The 21,318-nt window shown below is 41.0% G+C and carries 14 protein-coding genes; 8 read left to right on the top strand and 6 right to left on the bottom strand.

The genetic code is table 11. The annotated features are described in order from the left end of the window. The first annotated feature begins 6 nt into the window (after positions 1 to 6). On the top strand, positions 7 to 657 hold the full coding sequence (locus tag NZ848_RS15275; protein ID WP_101725204.1) for a response regulator transcription factor: 651 nt from the start codon (positions 7 to 9) through the stop codon (positions 655 to 657). Here NZ848_RS15275 and NZ848_RS15270 read toward each other — a convergent pair whose 3' ends face one another. Both NZ848_RS15270 and NZ848_RS15265 read right to left on the bottom strand, forming a co-directional pair. Next, positions 658 to 1,050, bottom strand: a complete 393-nt coding sequence (locus NZ848_RS15270) for a RidA family protein (protein ID WP_101725205.1) — start codon at positions 1,048 to 1,050, stop codon at positions 658 to 660. Between the two features lie 194 nt (positions 1,051 to 1,244). Next, on the bottom strand, positions 1,245 to 2,681 hold the full coding sequence (locus tag NZ848_RS15265) for a TlpA family protein disulfide reductase (RefSeq protein WP_259016245.1): 1,437 nt from the start codon (positions 2,679 to 2,681) through the stop codon (positions 1,245 to 1,247). A 115-nt stretch (positions 2,682 to 2,796) separates the two neighbouring features. Here NZ848_RS15265 and NZ848_RS15260 point away from each other — a divergent pair, with 115 nt between their 5' ends. Continuing rightward, a complete protein-coding gene (locus NZ848_RS15260) occupies positions 2,797 to 3,564 on the top strand; it encodes a YdcF family protein (RefSeq protein ID WP_259016244.1) in 768 nt (255 codons plus the stop codon). A 56-nt stretch (positions 3,565 to 3,620) separates the two neighbouring features. Here NZ848_RS15260 and NZ848_RS15255 read toward each other — a convergent pair whose 3' ends face one another. Next, complete coding sequence (locus NZ848_RS15255; RefSeq protein WP_259016243.1) at positions 3,621 to 6,605, bottom strand: glycosyltransferase family 117 protein; 2,985 nt, start codon at positions 6,603 to 6,605, stop codon at positions 3,621 to 3,623. Between the two features lie 273 nt (positions 6,606 to 6,878). Here NZ848_RS15255 and NZ848_RS15250 point away from each other — a divergent pair, with 273 nt between their 5' ends. Beyond that, entirely contained in the window at positions 6,879 to 9,830 is a 2,952-nt protein-coding gene (locus tag NZ848_RS15250) for a tetratricopeptide repeat protein (protein WP_259016242.1), read from the top strand. A 35-nt stretch (positions 9,831 to 9,865) separates the two neighbouring features. On the opposite strand, the gene dnaJ is transcribed toward NZ848_RS15250, so the two are convergent. The 3 genes from dnaJ to NZ848_RS15235 all read right to left on the bottom strand — a co-directional run bounded on the left by dnaJ (position 9,866) and on the right by NZ848_RS15235 (position 12,929). Next, a complete protein-coding gene (dnaJ, locus tag NZ848_RS15245) occupies positions 9,866 to 11,017 on the bottom strand; it encodes a molecular chaperone DnaJ (protein WP_101725210.1) in 1,152 nt (383 codons plus the stop codon). An 89-nt stretch (positions 11,018 to 11,106) separates the two neighbouring features. Beyond that, positions 11,107 to 11,670: a nucleotide exchange factor GrpE gene (locus NZ848_RS15240; RefSeq protein WP_101725211.1), complete on the bottom strand. Its 564-nt coding sequence runs from the start codon at positions 11,668 to 11,670 to the stop codon at positions 11,107 to 11,109. A gap of 347 nt (positions 11,671 to 12,017) precedes the next feature. Further along, positions 12,018 to 12,929 (bottom strand): hypothetical protein, encoded by a 912-nt coding sequence (locus NZ848_RS15235; protein WP_259016240.1) that lies wholly within the window; start codon positions 12,927 to 12,929, stop codon positions 12,018 to 12,020. A 394-nt stretch (positions 12,930 to 13,323) separates the two neighbouring features. On the opposite strand from NZ848_RS15235, the gene NZ848_RS15230 reads away from it, so the two are divergent. The 5 genes from NZ848_RS15230 to NZ848_RS15210 all read left to right on the top strand — a co-directional run bounded on the left by NZ848_RS15230 (position 13,324) and on the right by NZ848_RS15210 (position 21,177). Beyond that, positions 13,324 to 15,768, top strand: a complete 2,445-nt coding sequence (locus tag NZ848_RS15230; RefSeq protein WP_259016239.1) for a hypothetical protein — start codon at positions 13,324 to 13,326, stop codon at positions 15,766 to 15,768. A gap of 128 nt (positions 15,769 to 15,896) precedes the next feature. Further along, a complete protein-coding gene (nagA, locus tag NZ848_RS15225; protein WP_259016238.1) occupies positions 15,897 to 17,027 on the top strand; it encodes an N-acetylglucosamine-6-phosphate deacetylase in 1,131 nt (376 codons plus the stop codon). 191 nt (positions 17,028 to 17,218) lie between these two features. After that, positions 17,219 to 18,163, top strand: coding sequence for a sugar phosphate isomerase/epimerase family protein (locus tag NZ848_RS15220; protein ID WP_259016237.1), 945 nt, complete (start codon positions 17,219 to 17,221; stop codon positions 18,161 to 18,163). Positions 18,164 to 18,166: 3 nt separating this feature from the next. Then, positions 18,167 to 19,201, top strand: coding sequence for an Ldh family oxidoreductase (locus tag NZ848_RS15215; RefSeq protein WP_259016236.1), 1,035 nt, complete (start codon positions 18,167 to 18,169; stop codon positions 19,199 to 19,201). A gap of 413 nt (positions 19,202 to 19,614) precedes the next feature. Then, on the top strand, positions 19,615 to 21,177 hold the full coding sequence (locus NZ848_RS15210) for a magnesium chelatase (RefSeq protein WP_390890887.1): 1,563 nt from the start codon (positions 19,615 to 19,617) through the stop codon (positions 21,175 to 21,177). The last annotated feature ends 141 nt before the right edge of the window (positions 21,178 to 21,318 follow it).

The following is a 21,318-nucleotide window of genomic DNA, read 5'->3' as shown; positions in this document are numbered from 1 at the left end:
TTTGTTATGTCAAATATCAGAATTGCAGTAGTAGATGATCATAGCCTTTTCAGAAAAGGCATGATTTCGATTCTGGAACAGGTTTCCGGTTTTGAAGTGGTAATGGAAGCTACCAATGGCCTTGAGCTGCTTCATAAGCTGCAACATACAACAGTTGATGTTATTCTGATGGATATTCAGATGCCACAGTTAGATGGCACGAAAGCTACCGAGATTGTTAAGGAGAAATTTCCGAAAACAAAGGTGCTGATACTCTCTATGCATGATGAAGACAAATATGTGATGCACATGATGGAGACAGGCGCAAGCGGTTACCTGCTGAAAGACAGCGACCCCGAAGAGGTAGAAAAAGCCATTAAAAAAGTAGTGGAAACGGGTACTTATTTCAGCGATTTTGCAAGCAAGGTAATGCTGCGCAAAATGACCAGGAAGAACCAACAGGAAAAGAAAATATTCAACTATAAAACAGACCTGTCTGAACGTGAAGAAGAGGTTCTGAAGCACATCTGCGACGGCCTTTCAACCGTAGAAATCGGCGACAAGATGTCTCTCAGCCCCAGAACTGTAGAAGGGCACCGGCTACGGATGATAGAAAAACTGGGCGTAAAAAATACTGCAGGGCTAGTGGCTTTTGCTATTAAAAACCACCTGGTCTGATTACTTGTTTTCCAGCACGGCAGAGAATTCAATCTCAACCAGATAATCTTCGCCAATCAGGGCTTTAACTTCTACCATGGTTGTACATGGTTTTATAACACCAAAAAACTCGCCATGCGCTTTGCCTATGGCTTCCCATTTTGAAATATCAGTAGTAAATATACGCGTGCGTATAACGTCTTTCAGGCTGGCTCCCAGTTGTTCAAGCACCTTCTCTGCCTTTAGAATAATAAACTTGGTTTGAATATATACATCGTTTTTACCCACAAGCTCACCACTGTTATCGGTAGCAACGGTACCGGTTACTTCAATAACATTACCAATTTTTACTGCTCTGGAATACCCGACAATGTCTTCCCACTTTGCACCTGTAGATATATTGATTCGACTCATAAATTTTATTAAGATTTGGCGGGCAAAGTTAGAAGAAAAAAAGCCTTTTACAAATTCTGCATCATTTTTATCAATCTGATAACACTGCCGTAATATTGAGCTTAATTTTTCTTACCAAAAAAGTGTACGGATAATAAAAAAAAAGCAACAGCCGTTTTCATGAGTGGCTGTTGCTTTTGACCAGGCCAATTTGGTTAATTAGCTACTTTTTGCGACTGCTGGCGGTCATAGAAATTCAGAAAATCTTCAATTTTTTCTACCGGAATCCTCCTCGCTATTATTCTTTTGTTTTTATCAAGTATGTAATTGGTTGGCGTTGAGTAAACATCAAAGTCTTTTGCATAAACATATCTGTTTCTGGTGTCCCAGACGTTTATCAGCTCATTGGTTTTGTAGGTGTTTATAAAGCTGCTGATTTTCTTCCTGTCGTTTATGATACTTATGTTGTAAACGGTAACCTTTCCTTTGTTAGCGTTGTAAAAATTTACCAGCTTCGGGGCGGAGTCGCGGCAATGGCCGCAGTCTGGGTCATAAAAATAAACAACGGTATATTTGGTTTTGCTTTGCATAGGTGTGTGTTCTCTACCTGTTGAGTCAGTAACAATCAACTGCGGAAACACCAGCCCGGTTTGTAGCGGTTTCATTATATCCACTCTCTCTTTGAATTTAGCTCTCTGGGTTGAATCCAGCCAGGGTGCGTTTTTCAGATAATAATTTTCAGCCAGATGCACAAATACACCATCAAGCCCCACTATTTCAGAGTTTTCATATTTGTTGGTTATCTGCCACAGCACAAATCTGTAAACTTCTGTATTTCCCTTAGCCAGCTTCAAAACCCTGTCGGCATCTCTATTGATAGAGTCAGTTACCTGATACACCAGGTCTTTAAAGTAACGTTCGAGCCTTGAATGCAGAAAAGGCGAGCGCAACAGGCGCTCATCGGCAAAATCTATATGATCAAAAAAGTGGGCTTTATAATAATTAAACAAATAGGTAGAATCTGGCCTGCCATTTGCCTTTTTAGGTAAAACTGTGGGCAGCTCGGGTTCAACATTGCTTTTTACAACCTTTGCTACAAATGTGCCGGCATTGTTTTTGGTAAAGGCTTTCATGTATGCCTCAACATCAGCCTGAATCTGCGCCATTTGTTTTCTTACGTTATCCTGGGTGGCCGGGTCATTTTTTCCTCTGGCAGCATTATTCACAGCCTCTGCTTCTTTGTTTTTATCTTGCAGAAACCTGCGGTAGGTAAAAAGTAAATCGTTTTCTTTTGAACCTTTAAATTTTACTTTGCCCACAAAGTCGGTGGTATCGCTCTCTATTTCCATAAACTGCTCTTTGCCATCAACTGCAAAATCGTAATATTTGGTGGGCGATAAAACAATCAGATAGATACCACCTTTCAGAGGGTCTTTGCCTTTAAAATCAAGCATACCGTTTTCTACCCTGGCCGAGTCAACCTTTATGTATTGATTATACCCGAAAAAATGCGCCAGATGGCAGGTTCGGCCTTCGGGCATACCTTTGAGCCTTACTTTAATAGAATGCCCCGGCTGCTGGGCAAATAAGCTGACAATTGAAAACAAAAATGCGATAAGAAACAGGTGTGTCCGGTGTTTTACAGAGAGCATATTCTTATTTTTTAGTCTTAATATGTTAAATAGCAAATATAAGTGCTTAATTTATGAGTTCGAGTTAATTGCTTGTTAAACTCTCAAATATTGTCATCAAATTTAACGCCGGGGCATGTTTCATATTGTTTCAAAGATTTTTGCTTTTGTGCTTATGCCGGCAGGCATTATACTTATTCTGCTTGTGCTGGCTTTTATTACAAAAAACAGAAACCAATCGAGGAAACTGCTGCTTGCGGCCCTTCTGTTTTTTTACTTTATTTCTACTCCTTTCTTTGTTGATGAAATAGCCCGGCTTTGGGAAATACCACCAACATCTATTGCGGCTGTGCCGCCTCATGATGTCGGCATTCTTCTTACGGGCGGGATAATTAACACCGCCAAAACACCTGAAGAAAATATATTTCTGGGGGGCTCAGCCGACAGAGCGGCTCAGGCCATTCAATTGTATAAAGCTGGTAAAATAAAAAAGATCATTATCAGTGGCGGCGAGATACCAATACTTGGCGAAAGGCCCACCAGAGAAATTGACCAGATAGCCAGATACCTGGTTATTTCTGGCGTGCCGGCGAAAGACATTTTTAAAGAAGACCAATCAACCAACACCAGAGAAAATGCCGTAAACACAGCCGCCCTGTTGCGGAAGCACTTTGCAGGCGAAACCTGCCTGCTTATTACATCGGCATTTCATCAGAAAAGAGCCACGGGCTGTTTCATCAAAGCCGGAGTAAAGGTTACACCTTATGGCTCTAATTACATTTCGGGCAACAGAACCTGGGCCCTTGTACAGTTCGTACCCGATACATCGCCCATGCGAACTGCCCATTTAGTTATCAGAGAAATGATTGGTTATGTAAGCTACAAACTGGCTGGCTGGTTATAAAACATCGGAGGGGCCTCCTTTCAGAAGCCCCTCCGGTGTTTATTGCTCTGGGCAGGTTATCTGCTTAATCTTGAATAGTGTTTGTTGTAGATTGCCTCATACTTTTTGGCGGCAGCTTCCTGACCGTTACGATTGCATACATTTGAAATAATCTGCAGGTTTCTCAGGCTGATTTCAATAAACTGCTGTACGTTATCCGGCATCCATTCGGCACTTGTTCGGGTAGCTTTTTCGGTAAAATAAGCCAGGTTCTCGTCGGCACGTTTGGTTATTACTTCGGCAATTTCCATTGCTTTTTTAGGGTCGCCCACTTCAAAGTAATACATTACGTAATTGGTACAAAGCTGGTCGTAAGGAATAGCCGCATCCGGCAGAACCCTGTTGGCATAATCTAATACTTCTTTGGCTTTGTCTTTTTTACCTTCTCTAATCAATTGGTCGGTCAGTCTCAGAAATGCCAGACGAGCCGTGATAATAGGAACCTTCAGATACGTTTCAGAATCGTAATATACTTTCGGATTATTCATCTCTCTCCATGCCATTTTCTTTAGCATCTTCTCATACATGACGTCTGTATTTACAAAGCCGTCTTCACCATCCGCTACTTTAAATGGCATCAGGCGGTAAGCGTAGCCTTCCAGCTGCATGTATTCGCGCAGGTTCAGGTAATTGTCGCTGGCCAGTGTACCTGCAAAATAGATAGGTCTTTTCCAGTTGTTCTGTGCAATCATTTCCAGTTGCATCAAATCATTTTTCAACAAATCGCGCTTGCCTATGTTCCACACCATTTGTCCGTTCAGATACGGCTCATACTGTTTGGCTACAAAGCCCAGTTTTTTCACATCTTCAACATTGTAGGTCAGGAAGAGGCTGTCTGACGGCAAAGAATTAATGCTCTCGCCGGTTGTCAGTGGTATCTGTATAGCAGGGTCATTTTTCTTTACCAGTTCCAGAAACTCTTTCAGGTTAATGGGTGCCTGCAAACGCTCTACAAACGGAATCTGGTCATTTACACCACTTAGTAGCTGGTCGGTTGAGAACGTAATCGGCAGTGGGTCTGACTCATAGGTTTTACGTTTCATCTGCTCGCAGTACCAGTCGGTTCCTAAAAGGCTCAGGTTACAAACGCGCACGTCTGTTCTGAAACCTTCTACCTCCTGCACATACCATAGCGGGAAAGTGTCGTTATCGCCACCTGTAAACAATATCGCATCTTTGGCACAAGAGTTAAGCAGGTTTTTGGCGAAATCTATCTGGTGATAACGGTTCGAACGGTCATGGCCTCTCCATGCCTGTGGCAACATAATTAAAGGCACTACCAAACCAACAGCCGTTGAGGCAATGGCTCTTGACTGCACATTTTTTATAAACTTGAACACGTAGTCGAACAAGCCCATTACACCCAAGCCAATCCAGATTGCCCAGATATAGAACGAACCCACGTAAATATAATCACGCTCGCGTGGCTCAATCGGTGGTGCATTCAGGAATACTACCAGTGCCAGACCTGTAAACAGAAATAACAGGAATAACACGAGGGCATCTCGCTCACGACGGAAATAATGGTATAATAAACCAAGAATACCCAAAATAACAGGCAAACCAAAGAAGTTGGTTCTGGCACGGTTTTCTTTTACTGCCGGAGGCAATGCACTCTTCGACTCAAAAATATTAGTCGGCCCGGCCCCTTCAATATCGCTTGACCGCCCCCAGAAATTCCAGGTAAAGTAACGCCAGTACATGTAACCCATCTGACGTTTAAACATATACATGACGTTGGTTATAAGCGTAGGTTTTTGTTCAGGCGACAAGCCCATTTCCTGACGGTACACCGCCTGGTGGTTAGCATCTGTGCTCCACATACGCGGCAAAAGGCTTTCGCTGTTTGGCCCCCATATATAATTAGGCTTGTGGTCGTAAACCTCATATTTATCTTTACCTATTTTGTAGATAGGGTCACCGTTTTCGATAGACTCCAGCTTGCCTGTAAATACAGGGCCGTATAACAGCGGGCGGCTGCCATATTGCTCACGTTTCAGGTACGATACGTAGGTCAATACGTTGCTCGGGTTGTTTTCGTTGATAGGCGGATTGTAATTTGAGCGTATCAAGGCAATGGTGTAGCTTGAATAGCCTATCAGAATAAAAGCAAACGAAACCAATGCCGTATTGGCAACGACCATTCCTTTTTTATTGGTATAGAAAATAGCATAAGCTAAAGAGCCTATCAAAAACACAACAAAGAACAAACTACCTGAACTGAAAGGCATACCAAACACGTTGACAAACAATTTCTCGAAAGTGAACGCCAGCGACGGTATACCCGTAATAACGCCAACATTAACAATGCCCAACACCACCATACCTATCAGAAAGGCAATAATGCCACCTTTCCATGTTACTTTTTTGGTCTTTTTATAATAATAGATTAAGGCCAGCGCCGGAATAGTTACCAGATTCAGTAAGTGCACACCGATTGACAACCCTACCAGATAGGCAATAAAAACCAACCAGCGGTTAGCGTCTGACTCGTCTTCTATCAACTCCCATCTGAAAGCCGCCCAAACCACAATGGCCGTAAAGAACGATGACATACCATAAACCTCGGCTTCAACTGCCGAAAACCAGAACGAGTCAGAGAAAGCATACACCAGAGAACCAACAGCACTGGCACCTAAAACCAGAATAATTTCTGATGAGTTGAGTTCTTCACCTTTTTTGCCGAACACCTTACGCGCCAGCAAAGAGATGGTCCAGAACATAAATAAGATGGTGAATGCACTGGCTATAACCGACACCATGTTTATCATCAGCGCCACTTTGGTTACGTCGCTACCTGCCAGCAAAGAGGCCATGCGGCCAATTAACAAAAACAACGGAGCACCGGCAGGGTGAGGCACCTGTAGTTTGTAGGCGCAGGCAATAAACTCGCCGCAGTCCCAGAAACTGGCTGTGGGTTCAACCGTTAAAGTGTAAGAAATCAATGAAATGGCAAATATAGCCCAGCCTACAATATTATTAAGCCTTTTAAAATTGTTCATTTGATAGTAAATAAATGTTTAAATGCTTTAGTTCAGGATAGTTTCGGTTCCCAAATCACAATGAGGCTCAAAAATAGAGAATTTAGGTCAGAGTATCCTTAAAATCGAACTTAAATTATGTTAAAAGGGGGAAGGGGGAAGAGCCATGAAACTTGTTTTGAGGTTTAACCCTATCTGATGTGCCTCAAAATAAACCAAACAACTTTTTAACTTCTATCATAGAATATTTGTATTTTGGGTTCAGAAATATTTTAACACTTCCGGCATTATCAAATGACCCAACAAGTATTCAATTTTGCAAAATTAGCCTCTGCACTTGGCTCTTTCGCTGTGGCTAAAGCCGTTGATCCAACCGGATGTTTAGGCGACATTATTACAGCTATTGCTGGCAACCTTGCTTCTAATTACATCACTCAATATGACCCTGTCGCATTAGCAGGCTACCTTGGAAGGCCAGACCCGGAACTTAATCATGACATTGAAAAACTCATGATAAACTCAGTGCCAAAAGCCGTTGAGTTAGTAACGGTTAGATATCTTCAGGAGAATCCGTACAATGATAAGTATATAAAGAAGACTTTCGAAAATCTGATTAGAGATTCAAGAAATTTAACCCATGATACTGGCGATATTATAAAAATGGTAAATAACCAAGAGGAATGGCTGGCAGATATACATGAATATGTTTTTAGGGGATATGAAGACGAAGAGGGCAAACTGGTTGAAATTAAGGCTTTCTTCAAAGAACATCTATCAGAGTGCTATGAATTAGTGTTTATGGAGGGCATGAAGGATGATAAAGACGAAAAGCCCCTTAAAGCCTTTTTAATAAAAAGTCTGGAAGGACTAATAAGGCATTCGTCCGATAACTCTGCTATTCTGGAAAAAATAAATCATGAAATTCAGGCATTAAGGCAAGAAAAACCATCTGAATCGCTGACTGTTGCTAAAGCGTATTTCAAAAAAGAATTTATCAGGATAAATACAAAACTGGATAGACTGCTGGAAATAAGCAAATTAACCAACGGTAATATAGAATTAGTACTTGTAAAACTTCAGGAGTTCGGTTTAATAAAAGCGGGAATTGAACATTTAAAACAAGGGCAGGAAGAAATAAAAGACTTAATAAAAAATTCTCAACCCAACAAGCCACCGCACCACCTTACCCGTCCTCCGTTCGAACCTGAAGTATTTTTAGGAAGAAAAGAAGAGTTAACAGCTATTCATCAGAAACTCTCGGAAGGTTCAAATTTTCTGTTACTAGTGAATGGACAGGGGGGTGTTGGTAAAACCTCATTGGTGTCTACCTATTATCATACATACCAAGATGCTTATACCCATTTGGCATGGGTATTGAATGAGCAAGGCATCACGAATGCCCTGCTCAAATTAGCAGTACCCTTGCAGATACAATTTGATGATACAACCCCACAAGAAGAGCGGCTGGAAATACTTCTTGCCAACATGGCCTCTTTACCCAAACCCTGTTTGCTGGTTATTGATAATGCCAATGAGTTGGATGACCTCAACGTCAATTACCAAACTTTACGCCGATGCAGCAATTTTCATATTCTACTTACCACCCGTATTACGGAGTTCCGGCAAGCAGCGTTTTATGAAATTGGTGGTTTACCAGAAAAGGAAGCGCTTGCTTTATTTATGCGATATTACAAAAAGCATAATGCCCGTGAAGATGAACTTTTCAGGCAAATCTATCAGGCTGTGGGTGGTAATACGCTGGTAATTGAGTTACTGGCTAAAAACCTACATGTTTTAAACAAATTAAAAAAGAACTACCAGTTACAAGATTTACTATCTGACTTGCAACAGAAAGGCTTATTAGGCTTAAGCAAAAATAAGGAAGTAGATACCGACTGGCATGAATTTAAAGAAGCCACACCGGTTGAAATCATCTCGGCCATGTATGACTTAGGAAGCCTAAGCAGTGAAGAAACCGCCCTACTTTCAGTTTTTTCGGTATTACCTGCTGAAAGTATCTTTTTTGAAACGCTTGAACAATTGCTTCCTGACAGCAAAAACCTTGAAGATACCCTGCTATTACTGGCACAAAAAGGCTGGCTGGACTATAACAAAACCGAAACCGCCTTTAAATGCAGCCCGGTAATACAGGAAATAACCCGAAAGAAAAACGAAAATCTTTTTGAGGATTGCTCAGCTTTGGTATTAAACCTGAATAAAAAATTGAAATATGAATTGAGTACGGGAAACTTAATCAATATCAAATATGAAGAGTCTATATTATACAGCAGCTATGCTGAAAGTGTAATCAATAACCTTGAAAATATACATAATTACCTTGGAGGACTATCTGAAAGAATAGGTAACTACCACCAAACACATGGAAATTTAGAAAAATCAATGCAGTATTTTCAAAAGTCCTTAAATATAGGCGAAGAACTTTGCAGAATTGATTCCGGAAATATTAATAATAAACGCAATCTGGGCATTGCGTATTCCAATTTAGGCGATCTCAATTTGGTGATTGGTAACCAGAAAAACGCTTTAGAATTTTTTCAGAAACAAAATAATCTTTTTCTAGAACTCTACAGAGACTATCCCAATCAAGTATCTTTCAAAAATAGTCTGGCCATTTCTTATGAAAGATTAGGTGACCTCAACCAGGCTATGTGTAACCTGCCAAAAGCTTTAAAGTTCTTTCTGAAAAGAAATAAGCTAGGTAAAGAACTCTACGGTGACTATCCCAATCAAGCATCTTTCAAAAAAGGTTTGGCCATTTCTTATGGTAAATTAGGGGAACTTAACCAGGAGATGGGTAACTTTACAAATGCTTTAGCATTCTTTAGGAAGTATAATCAACTCAGTGAAGAACTCTACAAAGAATTTCCTAATCAGGTTGATTTTAAAAATGGCCTGGCCATTTCTTATGAAAAATTAGGCGACCTTAACCATGCCATGGGTAACTTGCCAAATGCTTTAGAGTTCTTTCAGAATTGTAATCAGCTCTTTGAAGAACTCTACAGAGACTATCCCAATCAGGTTAATTTCAAAAATGGTTTGGCCATTTCTTATTTCAAATTGGGTGAATTTTACAGGGATAACCGCAATAAAGATGCAGCATTTTTATATTTTAAGAAAGCTGAAAACTTATGGTTTGAATTAACTCAATCAACCCCCGAAGCTATTGAATACCAAAATTTCCTTCAGAAAGTACAAAACGCCTTAACCGAACTAGGTACCCCATAAACAACAAAGCCCTCCATTCAGAGGGCTTCATCATCTTAATGAAAGAAATCTTTCATTCTGTCAAAGAAACTTTTGTCGTTTTTGGTAGCTCTGGGCTGGAAATTCGGCGCTTCCCTTAGTTTTTCCAGTATGGCCTTTTCATCGGGGCTTACGCTGGTTGGGGTATAAATATTAATATGCACCAACTGGTCGCCAATGCTGTAGCTGTTTATTTCTTTCAGGCCTTTGCCTTTCAGGCGCAGTACTTCTCCGGGTTGGGTACCCGGCTTGATATTGATTTTCACCTTGCCGCCAATGGTGGGTATTTCGGCATCTTTGCCCAATACGGCATCGGCAAAGTTCAGTTTCAAATCAAAAATAATATTGCTGCCGTCGCGTTTCAGTTCGGGGTGTTCTTCTTCTTCTATTACTATCAGCAGGTCTCCGGCCACACCACCACGGGTGGGTACGTTACCCTTGCCTGTCATAGACAATTGCATGCCCTCGCCTACCCCGGCAGGTATTTTAATAGAAATCAGGTCTTCGTTCAGTACACGGCCTTCGCCAAAACACACTTCACAACGGTCTACAATTACCTTGCCTTCGCCATTACAGGTATGGCAGGTACTGGTAGATACCATCTGGCCCAGCATGGTGCTAACTACCTTGCGTATCTGCCCCGAGCCGTTACAGGTCTGGCAGGTCTTGAGCGAGTTACCGTTCTTCGACCCATTACCGCTACAGGTATTACAGGCCACATAGCGTTTTACTTTTATTTTTTTCTCAACACCGTTGGCAATTTCTTCCAGATCCAGTTTCAGCTTGATACGCAAGTCAGAGCCTTTTCTAACCGGCTGGCCACCGCCTCCGCGTCTGCCACCACCGCCAAAAAAGCTACCGAACGGACTGTCGTCACCAAAGACACTGCTGAAGATATCCTCCATATTGACACCTGCGCCACCATAGCCACCACCGGCACCACCCACACCCTGATGCCCGAACTGATCGTACCGCTGACGTTTCTCGGCATCAGACAACACCCCGTAGGCTTCAGCTATTTCTTTAAACTTCTCCTCGGCGGCCTTGTCGCCCGGGTTTTTATCCGGGTGATACTGTATAGCCAGCTTCCGGTAAGCCTTTTTCAGCTCATCTTCAGTAGCGTTTTTACCTACTCCTAATACTTCGTAATAATCTTTCTTTTGTGCCATAATGATTGTATATACTTGCATTGCGTAAACAGAACCCGGCCATGCCTGCCGTTTACCCAATACTATTGCGCTCAAAAAATATTGTCTGCTTAGCTACCCACTACCACCTTAGCGTAGCGAATCACCTTATCGTTCAGGAAGTACCCCTTCTCAACCTCATCAATCACCAATCCTTTTTTGTCGTCACCGGCTGCAAACTGGGTAATGCACTCGTGTAGTTCGGCATCAAAAACCTGGTCTTTTGCCTCCATCGGCTTTAAGCCTTTGGCTGCCAGCGTTTTTTGCAACTTATTAAATATCAACGATATCCCCTCTTTCAAAGGTTCAATTTCTGTTACGGTTTCAAAAGATTTGTTGGCTCTTTCAAAATCATCAATTACAGGAATCAACTCTTTAATCAAGCCCTCAGAGGCATTCTGGATGGTCTCAATTTTTTCTTTAGCTGTGCGGCGGCGGAAGTTCTCAAACTCAGCATACAAGCGCAGGTATTTATCTTTAGCCTCGGCCAGCTGGTTTTCCAGCAATGCCTGTTTATCTTCTGTTTCTGTGCTTTCAGTAGCCGGGGTTTCTGCTGCAGTTTCTTCTGCCAGATTTTCACTGTTTTCTTGTACTTGGTCGTCAGTTATTTCTTGTCCTTCTTTATTCTCTGCCATTTTTCCAACAATTTTGTTTTTGCAAAAATCGTCAATTATTTTGCCAATACATAATTTACTGACAAGATGGCAGAATTTCAGTTACACCCTGATTTGTTTAGAGTAAATAAAAGATTTCCAAATGAAGATGAATTTTGTGGTGCGAATTATAAAATTATCAAAAAATGGAAATCATAAATAAAAGTGCAATATCCGGGTGTTGGATTACGGAGAAAGTCAGGAGAAATCGAATATTTAGCAGAAACAATTTCTGTAATTTATACAGGTGCCAAAAATCGGGTAGCCTTTAACTAAACTTATGTTGTGTCTGCTCTTTTAAACAAAAAACGTAATACTAAACAAATCATTTATCGGACTACCCTATTTTTAATTGTAAATTCAATATCAAGCGTTTTGGGTACAACCGAACCGAAAAGCGACACTGTTTCGCTTCTATGCATCAGTATATTCATTTCTTTTATTAGCATGCTCTTTGCAGAAACCACAATTTTACCGGTGTATTTAGCCGAATTAATAACGGTAACCGGTTCAATTTTTTTTCCGCTTTCAACTACACTTTTGAAATCAACAACTTCATCATTTGGAAGCGACTGTGGAATTGTTTTTTCTAAATATCCTGATAATGCAACTACAAAATCTTCATTATTGATTTCTATTACTTCGTAACTATTTATATAAGCGTTATAAATACCTTTAATAGTATCTTGCCAGACTTTACCTTTTTGTAAATTTATCAGGGTATTGGCAAGCAAAACTCCAGACAATTCATGAATTGGGTTTAATAAAGGCCCACCCCAAACCACTTCTTCGAGTGGTTTAGGTGATACCATTTTGTCTGTGCTTATTGTAAGTTTGCGAATTTCGCCCAACTGATTCAAATAAGTATCTAAAGTAGCCTGTGTTTGTTGGTCAGTAGTAAATGGGGTGTCGGTGTCTATGGCTATCCCATAGGCATCATTCTTTATTCGTTTGGTATTTATGCCAAGGCTTATTTTTTCTTTAGAAGGTTTAATTACAATATCACTTATTCTTAGGTGTTGCCTGGTCCGGCTCCCTCCAATGTTATTTATAGTTGCCGTTTGCCCATTAGGTAATTTTACTTCTCGGATATTGGGCTTACTATATATTTGCGAAATGAAGGTCACTTCTTGTCGAATAGCACTTGTTTTTTCAAAAACAAATGAATTATTCTGCGCAATAAGAATGGTAGAATAAGAGAGTAAAAAAACCAGAAAGAGAGTAAGTTTTAAGTTCTTCATATTTTTTATTTTATCCCAAATAATAAAAAATTATTTAACTTTACAAGCTGGCTCATTTTTTTAAACCAAAAACAATTAATACAATGAAAAATTAATCGCTTTTTTCAGTTTCGTATTTTTACTTTCTTTTTCAGGTTATGCCTCAAAGGGAGTTGACAAAGAGTAAAATTGAAAGAAAATAATAACATTAAAGTCAAAACCCGAAAAAAGATTGAGTAAAAGCTTAGAAGTAATAGGCTGGTTCGGAGAGGGCTGGATTCTATGTTATTTTAGTGCAGAAGACTGATGGTCTCTGATAACCTACTCATTTGGCTTTAATTTTATTTTACCAGAGCCAGCACTTTTTATTAAAGATACCCATGCTTCTAACTTTATCTTACGAAGATTCCTGAAAATGATAGTCATAAAAAGAATAGTATTATTTGTTTCTGTTTTTCTACAAATAAGCTACGCTTTTGCCCAAAATAAGAGAGAAGTTGAACAAAAAGAAAGAACTATCGCGCTTGAGGAAGTGGTTATTAAACAAAAACGAAAAAGATTTGAATACAAAGGTGACTCTCTGATTATTAATCTTCATACAGACGATGCTCGTCCACATGCTTCTGCCAAAACATTGTTTGAAAAAGTACAAGGTCTTACTATTGATTGGGGAGATAATATCAGTATTCATGGAAAACCAGTAACTGCTATTACAATTGACGGAAAAACAATATTTGGTGGCTTACCGGCTCTGACACTCGATAATATTAAGGCCGACATGATTGAACGAATGGAGTTTATTGAAACCACAGATGCCTCTGGCAAAACACAAAGCACACTGAATTTAAAACTGAAAGAAGACAGAAAAAATGGTGGCTTTGGTAATATTGGAGCAGGTTTTGCACCAAATGCCCGTTATTCTGTTAATGGCAATTTTTCAAAGATTACATCAAAAGGTTTTTTCAATGTTTTTTCTTCTGCTAATAATATTAATGAAAAAGGCATAGATTCAAAAACAATCGATAGGCTATTGATGACGAATTTCAGAAATTCAATTAATCGGGCCTCTTCAGTAATAGGACTTTATGACCCACCGAAAGAATCATTTGTAAATGAAATAAACAAACTATCTAATAATGTTTTAGTAGGAAGAAACAAAGTTTTTGACAATGGTTTAAATTATACTTTTCAAAATAAGAAAATAGAGTTTAATGGATTTGTCTATGGAAGTATTCTGACTGAAACAAATAATCAACATAAAATAGATACACGTTTTTTAGGCACAAATACACAAAAAACCAATGAGGTATCTGATAAACTAGCTCCTGCCAAACATATCATTGGCAATACTTACCTAACATATAACCCTACTGACAGACTATCGATTCGGTTTTCAGATCAAATAAAAGTGGATAATAATCGCTTATTATATAATCAAAACATCGAAAGTTCCTTTTCTGACTCTACCCTTCAGAATGTAAACAACATACATACAGAAGAAAATAACCAACAGAAATTTGAAAATATTTTTCAAACAAATGCCATTCATAAAGGAAAAAAAACAGGAGTGATAGCCTCGGTGTATTATCAAAACCGGGTGGGTGTATCAACTGAAAATGTTGATTTTAGCAATGAAAGTTTATCATATTTGCAAAAGCAATCTAATACCAGACGAAACAATCAGGTTTATCATCTTTTACAACTAAATTATTCAAAACCTATTAGCCGAAGAATACTATTAGAGGGTAAAGCCAGGCAGGTTTTTGAAGACGTGGCAATTAAACAAACTACAAAATTTAAAAATAACAATGCCCTTGTCGACATTAATTATGATAATATTCAAACAAACAAGCTTACAGAATTAACACTTTTCGCACTGTATAAAAGACGTAGATTAGATATAATAAGTGGTGTTTCTTATTGGCACTGGGACATCAAACGACTTGCTTTTGGTAGCAATTTCAGTTCAGAGCCTACATTTATTGTTAACCCATTTACAAGGATAGAGTATAGAATACCTAACCTGAAATTTGCCATAAAATATGCCAAAGAACCAATGCTACCTACCTGGCAGCAGACCATCAGTACACCAGATAGCAGTAATCTTTATGATATAAAAACAGGAAACCCGGCATTAAGTTTTTATACCCAAAAAGGCCTGGATTTTTCGGTAAACTCAGGAATAGAAAAGGGATATAACTTTGGGCTTCAGGTTTCTTATAAAAGATATGATGATTATATAATTTCAGAAAACACTTATCTTCCGCTATATGGCGTTTTTAGTAGTCGTTTCACAAACACCGACCTGCCAAATAATAGCCTTCATATTAATCTGAACATCTTCAGAATAAACCCGGGCAGTAATTTCTCCTGGTTCTTAGCCTCAGGAATTGCCCGAATAAAGTTATTCCAAAAAACACAAGATATGATTACCGTACTCAACACAACCCATGGTTTTCTGAACCTAAATACTGCATGGAAAGTTAATACGGCAATAAATTTCAAAACACAACTCAACTCTCAAATAAATATTCTGCAAGGAAGCATTCAAACAAACAATACTTTAATAAGCAAATTCAGTATTGAAATTGGCAAAAAATCATATTTTGATACCCAGGTAAGAATACAATCTTCTAAAAGTAACACCTATTATTTGCAATCTTTTATTGACTTTGAAGCCGGGAAATTCCTATTAAAAAATAATGGTCTGAAACTATCTATTATTGTAAAAAACCTACTTAACAATAAAAATGAAATAATGCTATCTCAAATGGCAAACACGTCTTCAATAACGTATAATAGTTGTTTACCCCTAAGTATTATAGGAAAAATAACTATTTATCCCGAAGTATGGCATTAAATTTAAAGAAATACTGCTTGTATGGGGTTTACTAAAGATTTTGAAAAGCTAAATGATTTTATTATCTAACAACCTGCCTTCAAACATATTTTCCCTAACTTGCCACAAAAAAAAGCGTAGTTATTACCATGCAGACCGTCTTAGCCCATGCCACTATTCATACCGGCACACAAGTACTTCAAAACCATACCCTTATCATAGAAAACGGCGTTGTGCAGGCCATTCAGCCCATTGATAGTTTCGGGCATGAAAAGGCACGCACCATAGACCTGGCAGGCAGGCATATTGCCCCCGGTTTTATTGATACGCACATTAACGGTGGCGAAAAGCACTACTTTACCCAATACCCAACCGAAGCAACCATACAGGATATTTATGAGGCCAGCCTGGCACTGGGTACCACCCATGTGCTGCCCTGCCTGATAACCTCACCGACAGAAAATATTCTGAAAGGCATAGAAGCGACCAGAAACTTTATGCAGAAAAACCCTGATGCGGGCGTATTAGGTATGCACCTGGAAGGGCCGTTTCTGAATATGGCTAAACGTGGGGCGCATCTGGCAGCTTATGTAAGAAAACCCACCAACAACGAGCTGGAAGAGATTATCAGATACGGCAAAGATGTAATAAAAATAATGACCATTGCTGCCGAGAACTTTACCGACGAGCAATTGGAAATGCTGCTCGATAGCGGCATCAGGTTATCATTAGGCCATTCTAACGCTACTTATAAACAGGCGCAATATGCCTACCGGAAGGGCATCAGCCTTTGCACGCACCTGTACAATGCCATGACCCAGATGGGCCACCGTGAACCCGGTGTGGTTGGCGCTACTTTTGATAATCCTGATGTATATGCGCCTATTATTCTCGACGGTTACCATTGCGACTACGCTGCGGCAAGAATAGCCTATAAAATCAAAAAAGATAAGCTGTTTCTGATTTCTGATGCGCTTTTTGTGGGTGGTAAGGTAACGCATTTTCAATGGGAAGCATTTGATGCCTACCTGAAAGACGGACAATACCGTAACACGGAGGGGAATCTGGCAGGTGCGGCTATATCCATGGCTGACGCTGTGCGCAACGCCGTGCAGCAAGTAGGTATCAGCCTGGAAGAAGCCATCAAGATGGCCACCATACGGGCTGCCAGGGCAGTAAACATGGAGCAATCGGTTGGGCAAATTGCAGCGGGGTATCCAGCCAGGTTTGTGGTATTTGATGAAGCCCTCACGGATTTTGAGCCGCTGATAATCAGGTAGGTGAGCAGCAAATGCTCATTTTACTGAATGATGGCGGTGGAATAGAATGGTATTTTAAAAGGCTGTCATCTCCCCATCCCCTATTGCACTAAACTTGCGATTTCCTTGAAAACCCGCTCATATACACCTATATTTACTTTTCAATACTATTATGAAACATTCAATCTGAAACTTATTAAATTTTACAGCAAATGAGCGCTATCTCTCGCCGAAACTTACTTAAAAACACATTAGCAGTTGGTGCAGGCCTTGGTCTGGGTTTGCCGGATGCAATGGCCGAAACCCACACCAAAGCCAAACACAATTTTAAATTCTGTTTAAATACCAGTACCATCCGCGAGCAGAACCTCGGGCTGGTTGGTGAAATAGAAACAGCTGCCAAAGCAGGCTATGATGCCATTGAAATATGGGTAAACACCGTTGAAAAATATAAGGCACAAGGTGGCAGCCTGAAAGATATTAAGAAACGTGCTGCCGATTTGGGTATCACCATTGAAGATGCCATCGGCTTCTCGAAATGGATAGTGGATGATGCTACCGAACGTGAAAAGGCTTTAGAGCAGAACAAAAGAGAAATGGCTATGCTGGCCGAAATAGGCTGTAAGCGCATTGCAGCCCCTCCGTTTGGTGCTACTACCGGCCAGGTACTTAACTTACAGGCCGTAGCAGAAAGATATGGCAAATTGCTGGAGGTAAGCGATAACTACGGCGTGATACCTCAACTGGAAATGTGGGGCTTCTCAACCAATCTTCATCTGGTTGGTGAGGTACTGTTTGTGGCTTCTGAAAGTGGCCACCCCAAGGCTTGTGTATTGACAGACGTGTACCACCTGCATAAAGGAGGTTCCAGCTTTAACAGCCTGAAAACCATCAATGGTTCTTCGGTTCAGATGTTCCACATGAACGATTACCCCGGCCAGCCACCCAGAGAAAGCATCAACGACGGCGATCGTATTTTACCCGGCGATGGCATTGCTCCTATGACCCAGATACTGCGCGACCTGAACAGCAAAAATACGCCCATTGTGTTATCTTTAGAGCTATTCAACAAAGAATACTGGAAAATGGATGCGCTGGTAGCTGCCACTTTGGGTCTGTCTAAAATGAAAGCCTCTGTTGCCAAAGCCACTGCCTGATTTATGAGAAGCTCAGAGGCACTGTTACAGTTCAGCCTGAACCTATTGCAACAAGCCGGGCTGGATGCAGAAAAGGCATTCCATACGGCTGATATTCTTTTGGAAGGTGAGCTACTCGGCCACCGGACACATGGCTTGCAGTTGCTGCCTGCCTACGTTGGCGAGTTAGAAAAAGACGGTATGACCAAACAAGGCCAAGCCAAAGTCATTAATGATTTTGGTGCAGTGCTGGCCTTAGATGGCAACTATTTACCCGGCCCCTGGCTGGTAGTGAAAGCCATTGAAGAAGCTACCAAACGCGCTGAAGCCTTTGGCACGTCTATCATCACCATTCGGCAATCGCATCATATTGGTTGTCTGGCTGCTTATCTTGAAAATGTAGCCCGGCAAGGTTTGATGATTCTGCTGGCCTGTTCAGACCCCCGTAACAAAACCGTGGCTCCGTATGGCGGACTTACCCCGGTATACAGCCCTGACCCGCTGGCGGTGGGGTATCCGACGGAATCTGACCCGATTATGATAGACGTAAGTATGTCTGCCACTTCTAACGGTCTGGTAGCACGTGCGCATCGGAATCAGGAGATGCTGCCTCATCACTGGCTGCTGGATGCCCAAGGCAATGCTACGAACGACCCTGCCACATTCTTTGCCAATCCGCCCGGTTCAATTCTGCCATTGGGTGGGCTGGACAGCGGTTATAAAGGTTTTGGGCTAGGCCTGATGGTAGAAGCCCTCACCAGTGCCTTAGGTGGCCATGGCCGTGCTGATGAGCCTACCCTTTGGGGTGCATCTGTTTACTTACAAATAATAAGCCCGAAAGGCTTTGCAGGTGAATCGGCTTTTAAGCGTGAGGCTGAATATCTGAAAAACCAATGCCTGGCATCAGAACCTGCTAACCCCGACCAACCGGTAAGAATGCCGGGCGCCAGAGGACTTGAACTAAAAAAGCAGCAACTGGCCAACGGCGTAAATCTGTTGCCTGAAACTGAAAAGGCTTTGCTTGAACTGGGTCGTAAATATGGTGTTGGTTTAGCTTAGTAGAACAATTTCCCCAATTAATAAGTGTGGATTCTGAAAATAGCCGCTTGAATATGATTTGTGGAGCGATTACCACAACTATACGTAATATGGCGCAGGCGTAGTTTTTTTTCATCGTACACTTAAATTTTAAAACTCTATAAAATTCAGAAACACGCATGAATAATTTACTACGAGGTCTGCTAGCCGGTTATGGCGCAAAGAAATTAGGTGGCGGTTGCTTTGGCACCATTATCGTATTTGTTGTTTTATGGTATATTCTGGGTCAATGCAGCTAGGCATTAATGCCATTCCATAAGGGTCATTTCTTTGCAATCTGCCATAGAAATGACCCTTTCTTATATCCTCATTAAAAAATCATTATTTTCTGCAAATAAAATCGGCACACAAACCATTTGGGCGTTAAATCCGTTATGCTTATAACACGCAAAATCAGCAGCATTCGCATTATGGCATTCGACAAAAACTTATTGAAAATTAAAACACTGGGTGAACTGAAAGCCAGTAATTATCGCCCAAAATCTATTAAACAAGAATTAAGAGACAATCTGATTGAAAAACTAAAGAATAAAGAAACGGTTTTTCCGGGTATATGGGGTTATGAAGAAACCGTTATACCTGATGTAGAGAAAGCCATTCTTTCTATGCACCATATTAACTTACTGGGTTTGCGCGGACAAGCCAAAACCCGTATTGCCCGCCTGATGGTAAATCTGCTTGATGAATACGTGGCCGTAGTGGAAGGCTCTGAACTGAACGACGACCCACTTGAACCGCTCTCACGCTATGCCAAAGACCTGATTGCCGAAAAAGGTGATGCTACGCCTGTGAGCTGGCTTTCTCGTGCCGAACGCTATAATGAAAAACTGGCTACGCCGGATGTTTCTATTGCCGATTTAATTGGTGACGTTGACCCTATCAAGGCTGCCACTTTGAAACTGCCGTATTCTGACGAACGTGTCATTCACTTCGGCATGATTCCGCGTTCGCACCGTTGTATTTTTGTTATCAACGAGTTGCCCGATTTACAAGCCCGTATTCAGGTTTCTTTGTTCAATATTCTCCAGGAAGGCGATATTCAGATTCGCGGATTCAAACTGAGAATCCCGCTGGATATCCAGTTTGTGTTTACCGCTAACCCTGAAGACTACACCAACCGTGGTAGTATTGTAACGCCACTCAAAGACCGTATCGATAGCCAGATAGTAACCCACTATCCGAAATCGATTGATATTGGGCGTAAAATCACCCAACAGGAAGCCATTATTAAAGCCGAACAGAAGAAAATTGAGGTAAACGATATACTGAAAGACCTGATTGAACAAATAGCCGTTGAAGCCCGCAGCAGTGAATATGTAGATGCGAAAAGCGGGGTTTCTGCCCGGATGACTATCTCGGCCTACGAAAACCTGTTGAGTTCAGCCGAAAGACGTTCACTCATCAACGGTGAGAAAAACGTACATGCCCGGGTGTCTGACATTTACGGAGCTATATCGGCCATTAACGGTAAAATTGAGCTGGTATATGAAGGCGAGGTTGAAGGCCCTGTGTATGTGGCACAAAGCCTGATTGGCAAAGCCATGCGGACGGAGTTTCTGAAGTACTTCCCGAACCCCGAAGCATTGAAGAAAAAGAAAGCAGGTAAGAATCCTTTTCAGCAGGTATCAACCTGGTTTGGCGAAGGCAATGTGATTGATTTTCTGAACGATTTGACCGACCGTGAATACAAAGCCAGACTAAAAACCATTGACGGGCTGGATGAACTGGTGGAGAATTTCCACCCGCGCCTTAACGAGAACGACAAGCTGTTTATGATGGAATTTGCCCTGCACGGCCTGGCCGAATTTTCGTTAATCAGCAAACAGGCGCTAGACACCGGTCTGCAATTCAAAGACCTGCTCGACAGCATGTTTGACCCCAACAAAATGAAGTTTGATGATGAGGATGAAGATAATGAAGATTTTAAGCGGTATTGATTGATAAATAACTACGCAAAAGAGGCTGTCCAAAAAGGGGCAGCTTCTTTTTTTAGTTCAGATAGGAATGATTCGGGTTTTACTAAGCGGCGTAGCGATATTTTACCTGGTAAGATTCAAAAAGTACATAAATAGTCCTAT

Source organism: Emticicia fluvialis (assembly GCF_024793945.1).
GTDB classification, from domain to species: domain Bacteria; phylum Bacteroidota; class Bacteroidia; order Cytophagales; family Spirosomataceae; genus Emticicia; species Emticicia fluvialis.
The sequence above is the reverse complement of the archived record's forward strand: the minus strand, read 5'-3'. Positions and strand labels throughout refer to the sequence as shown.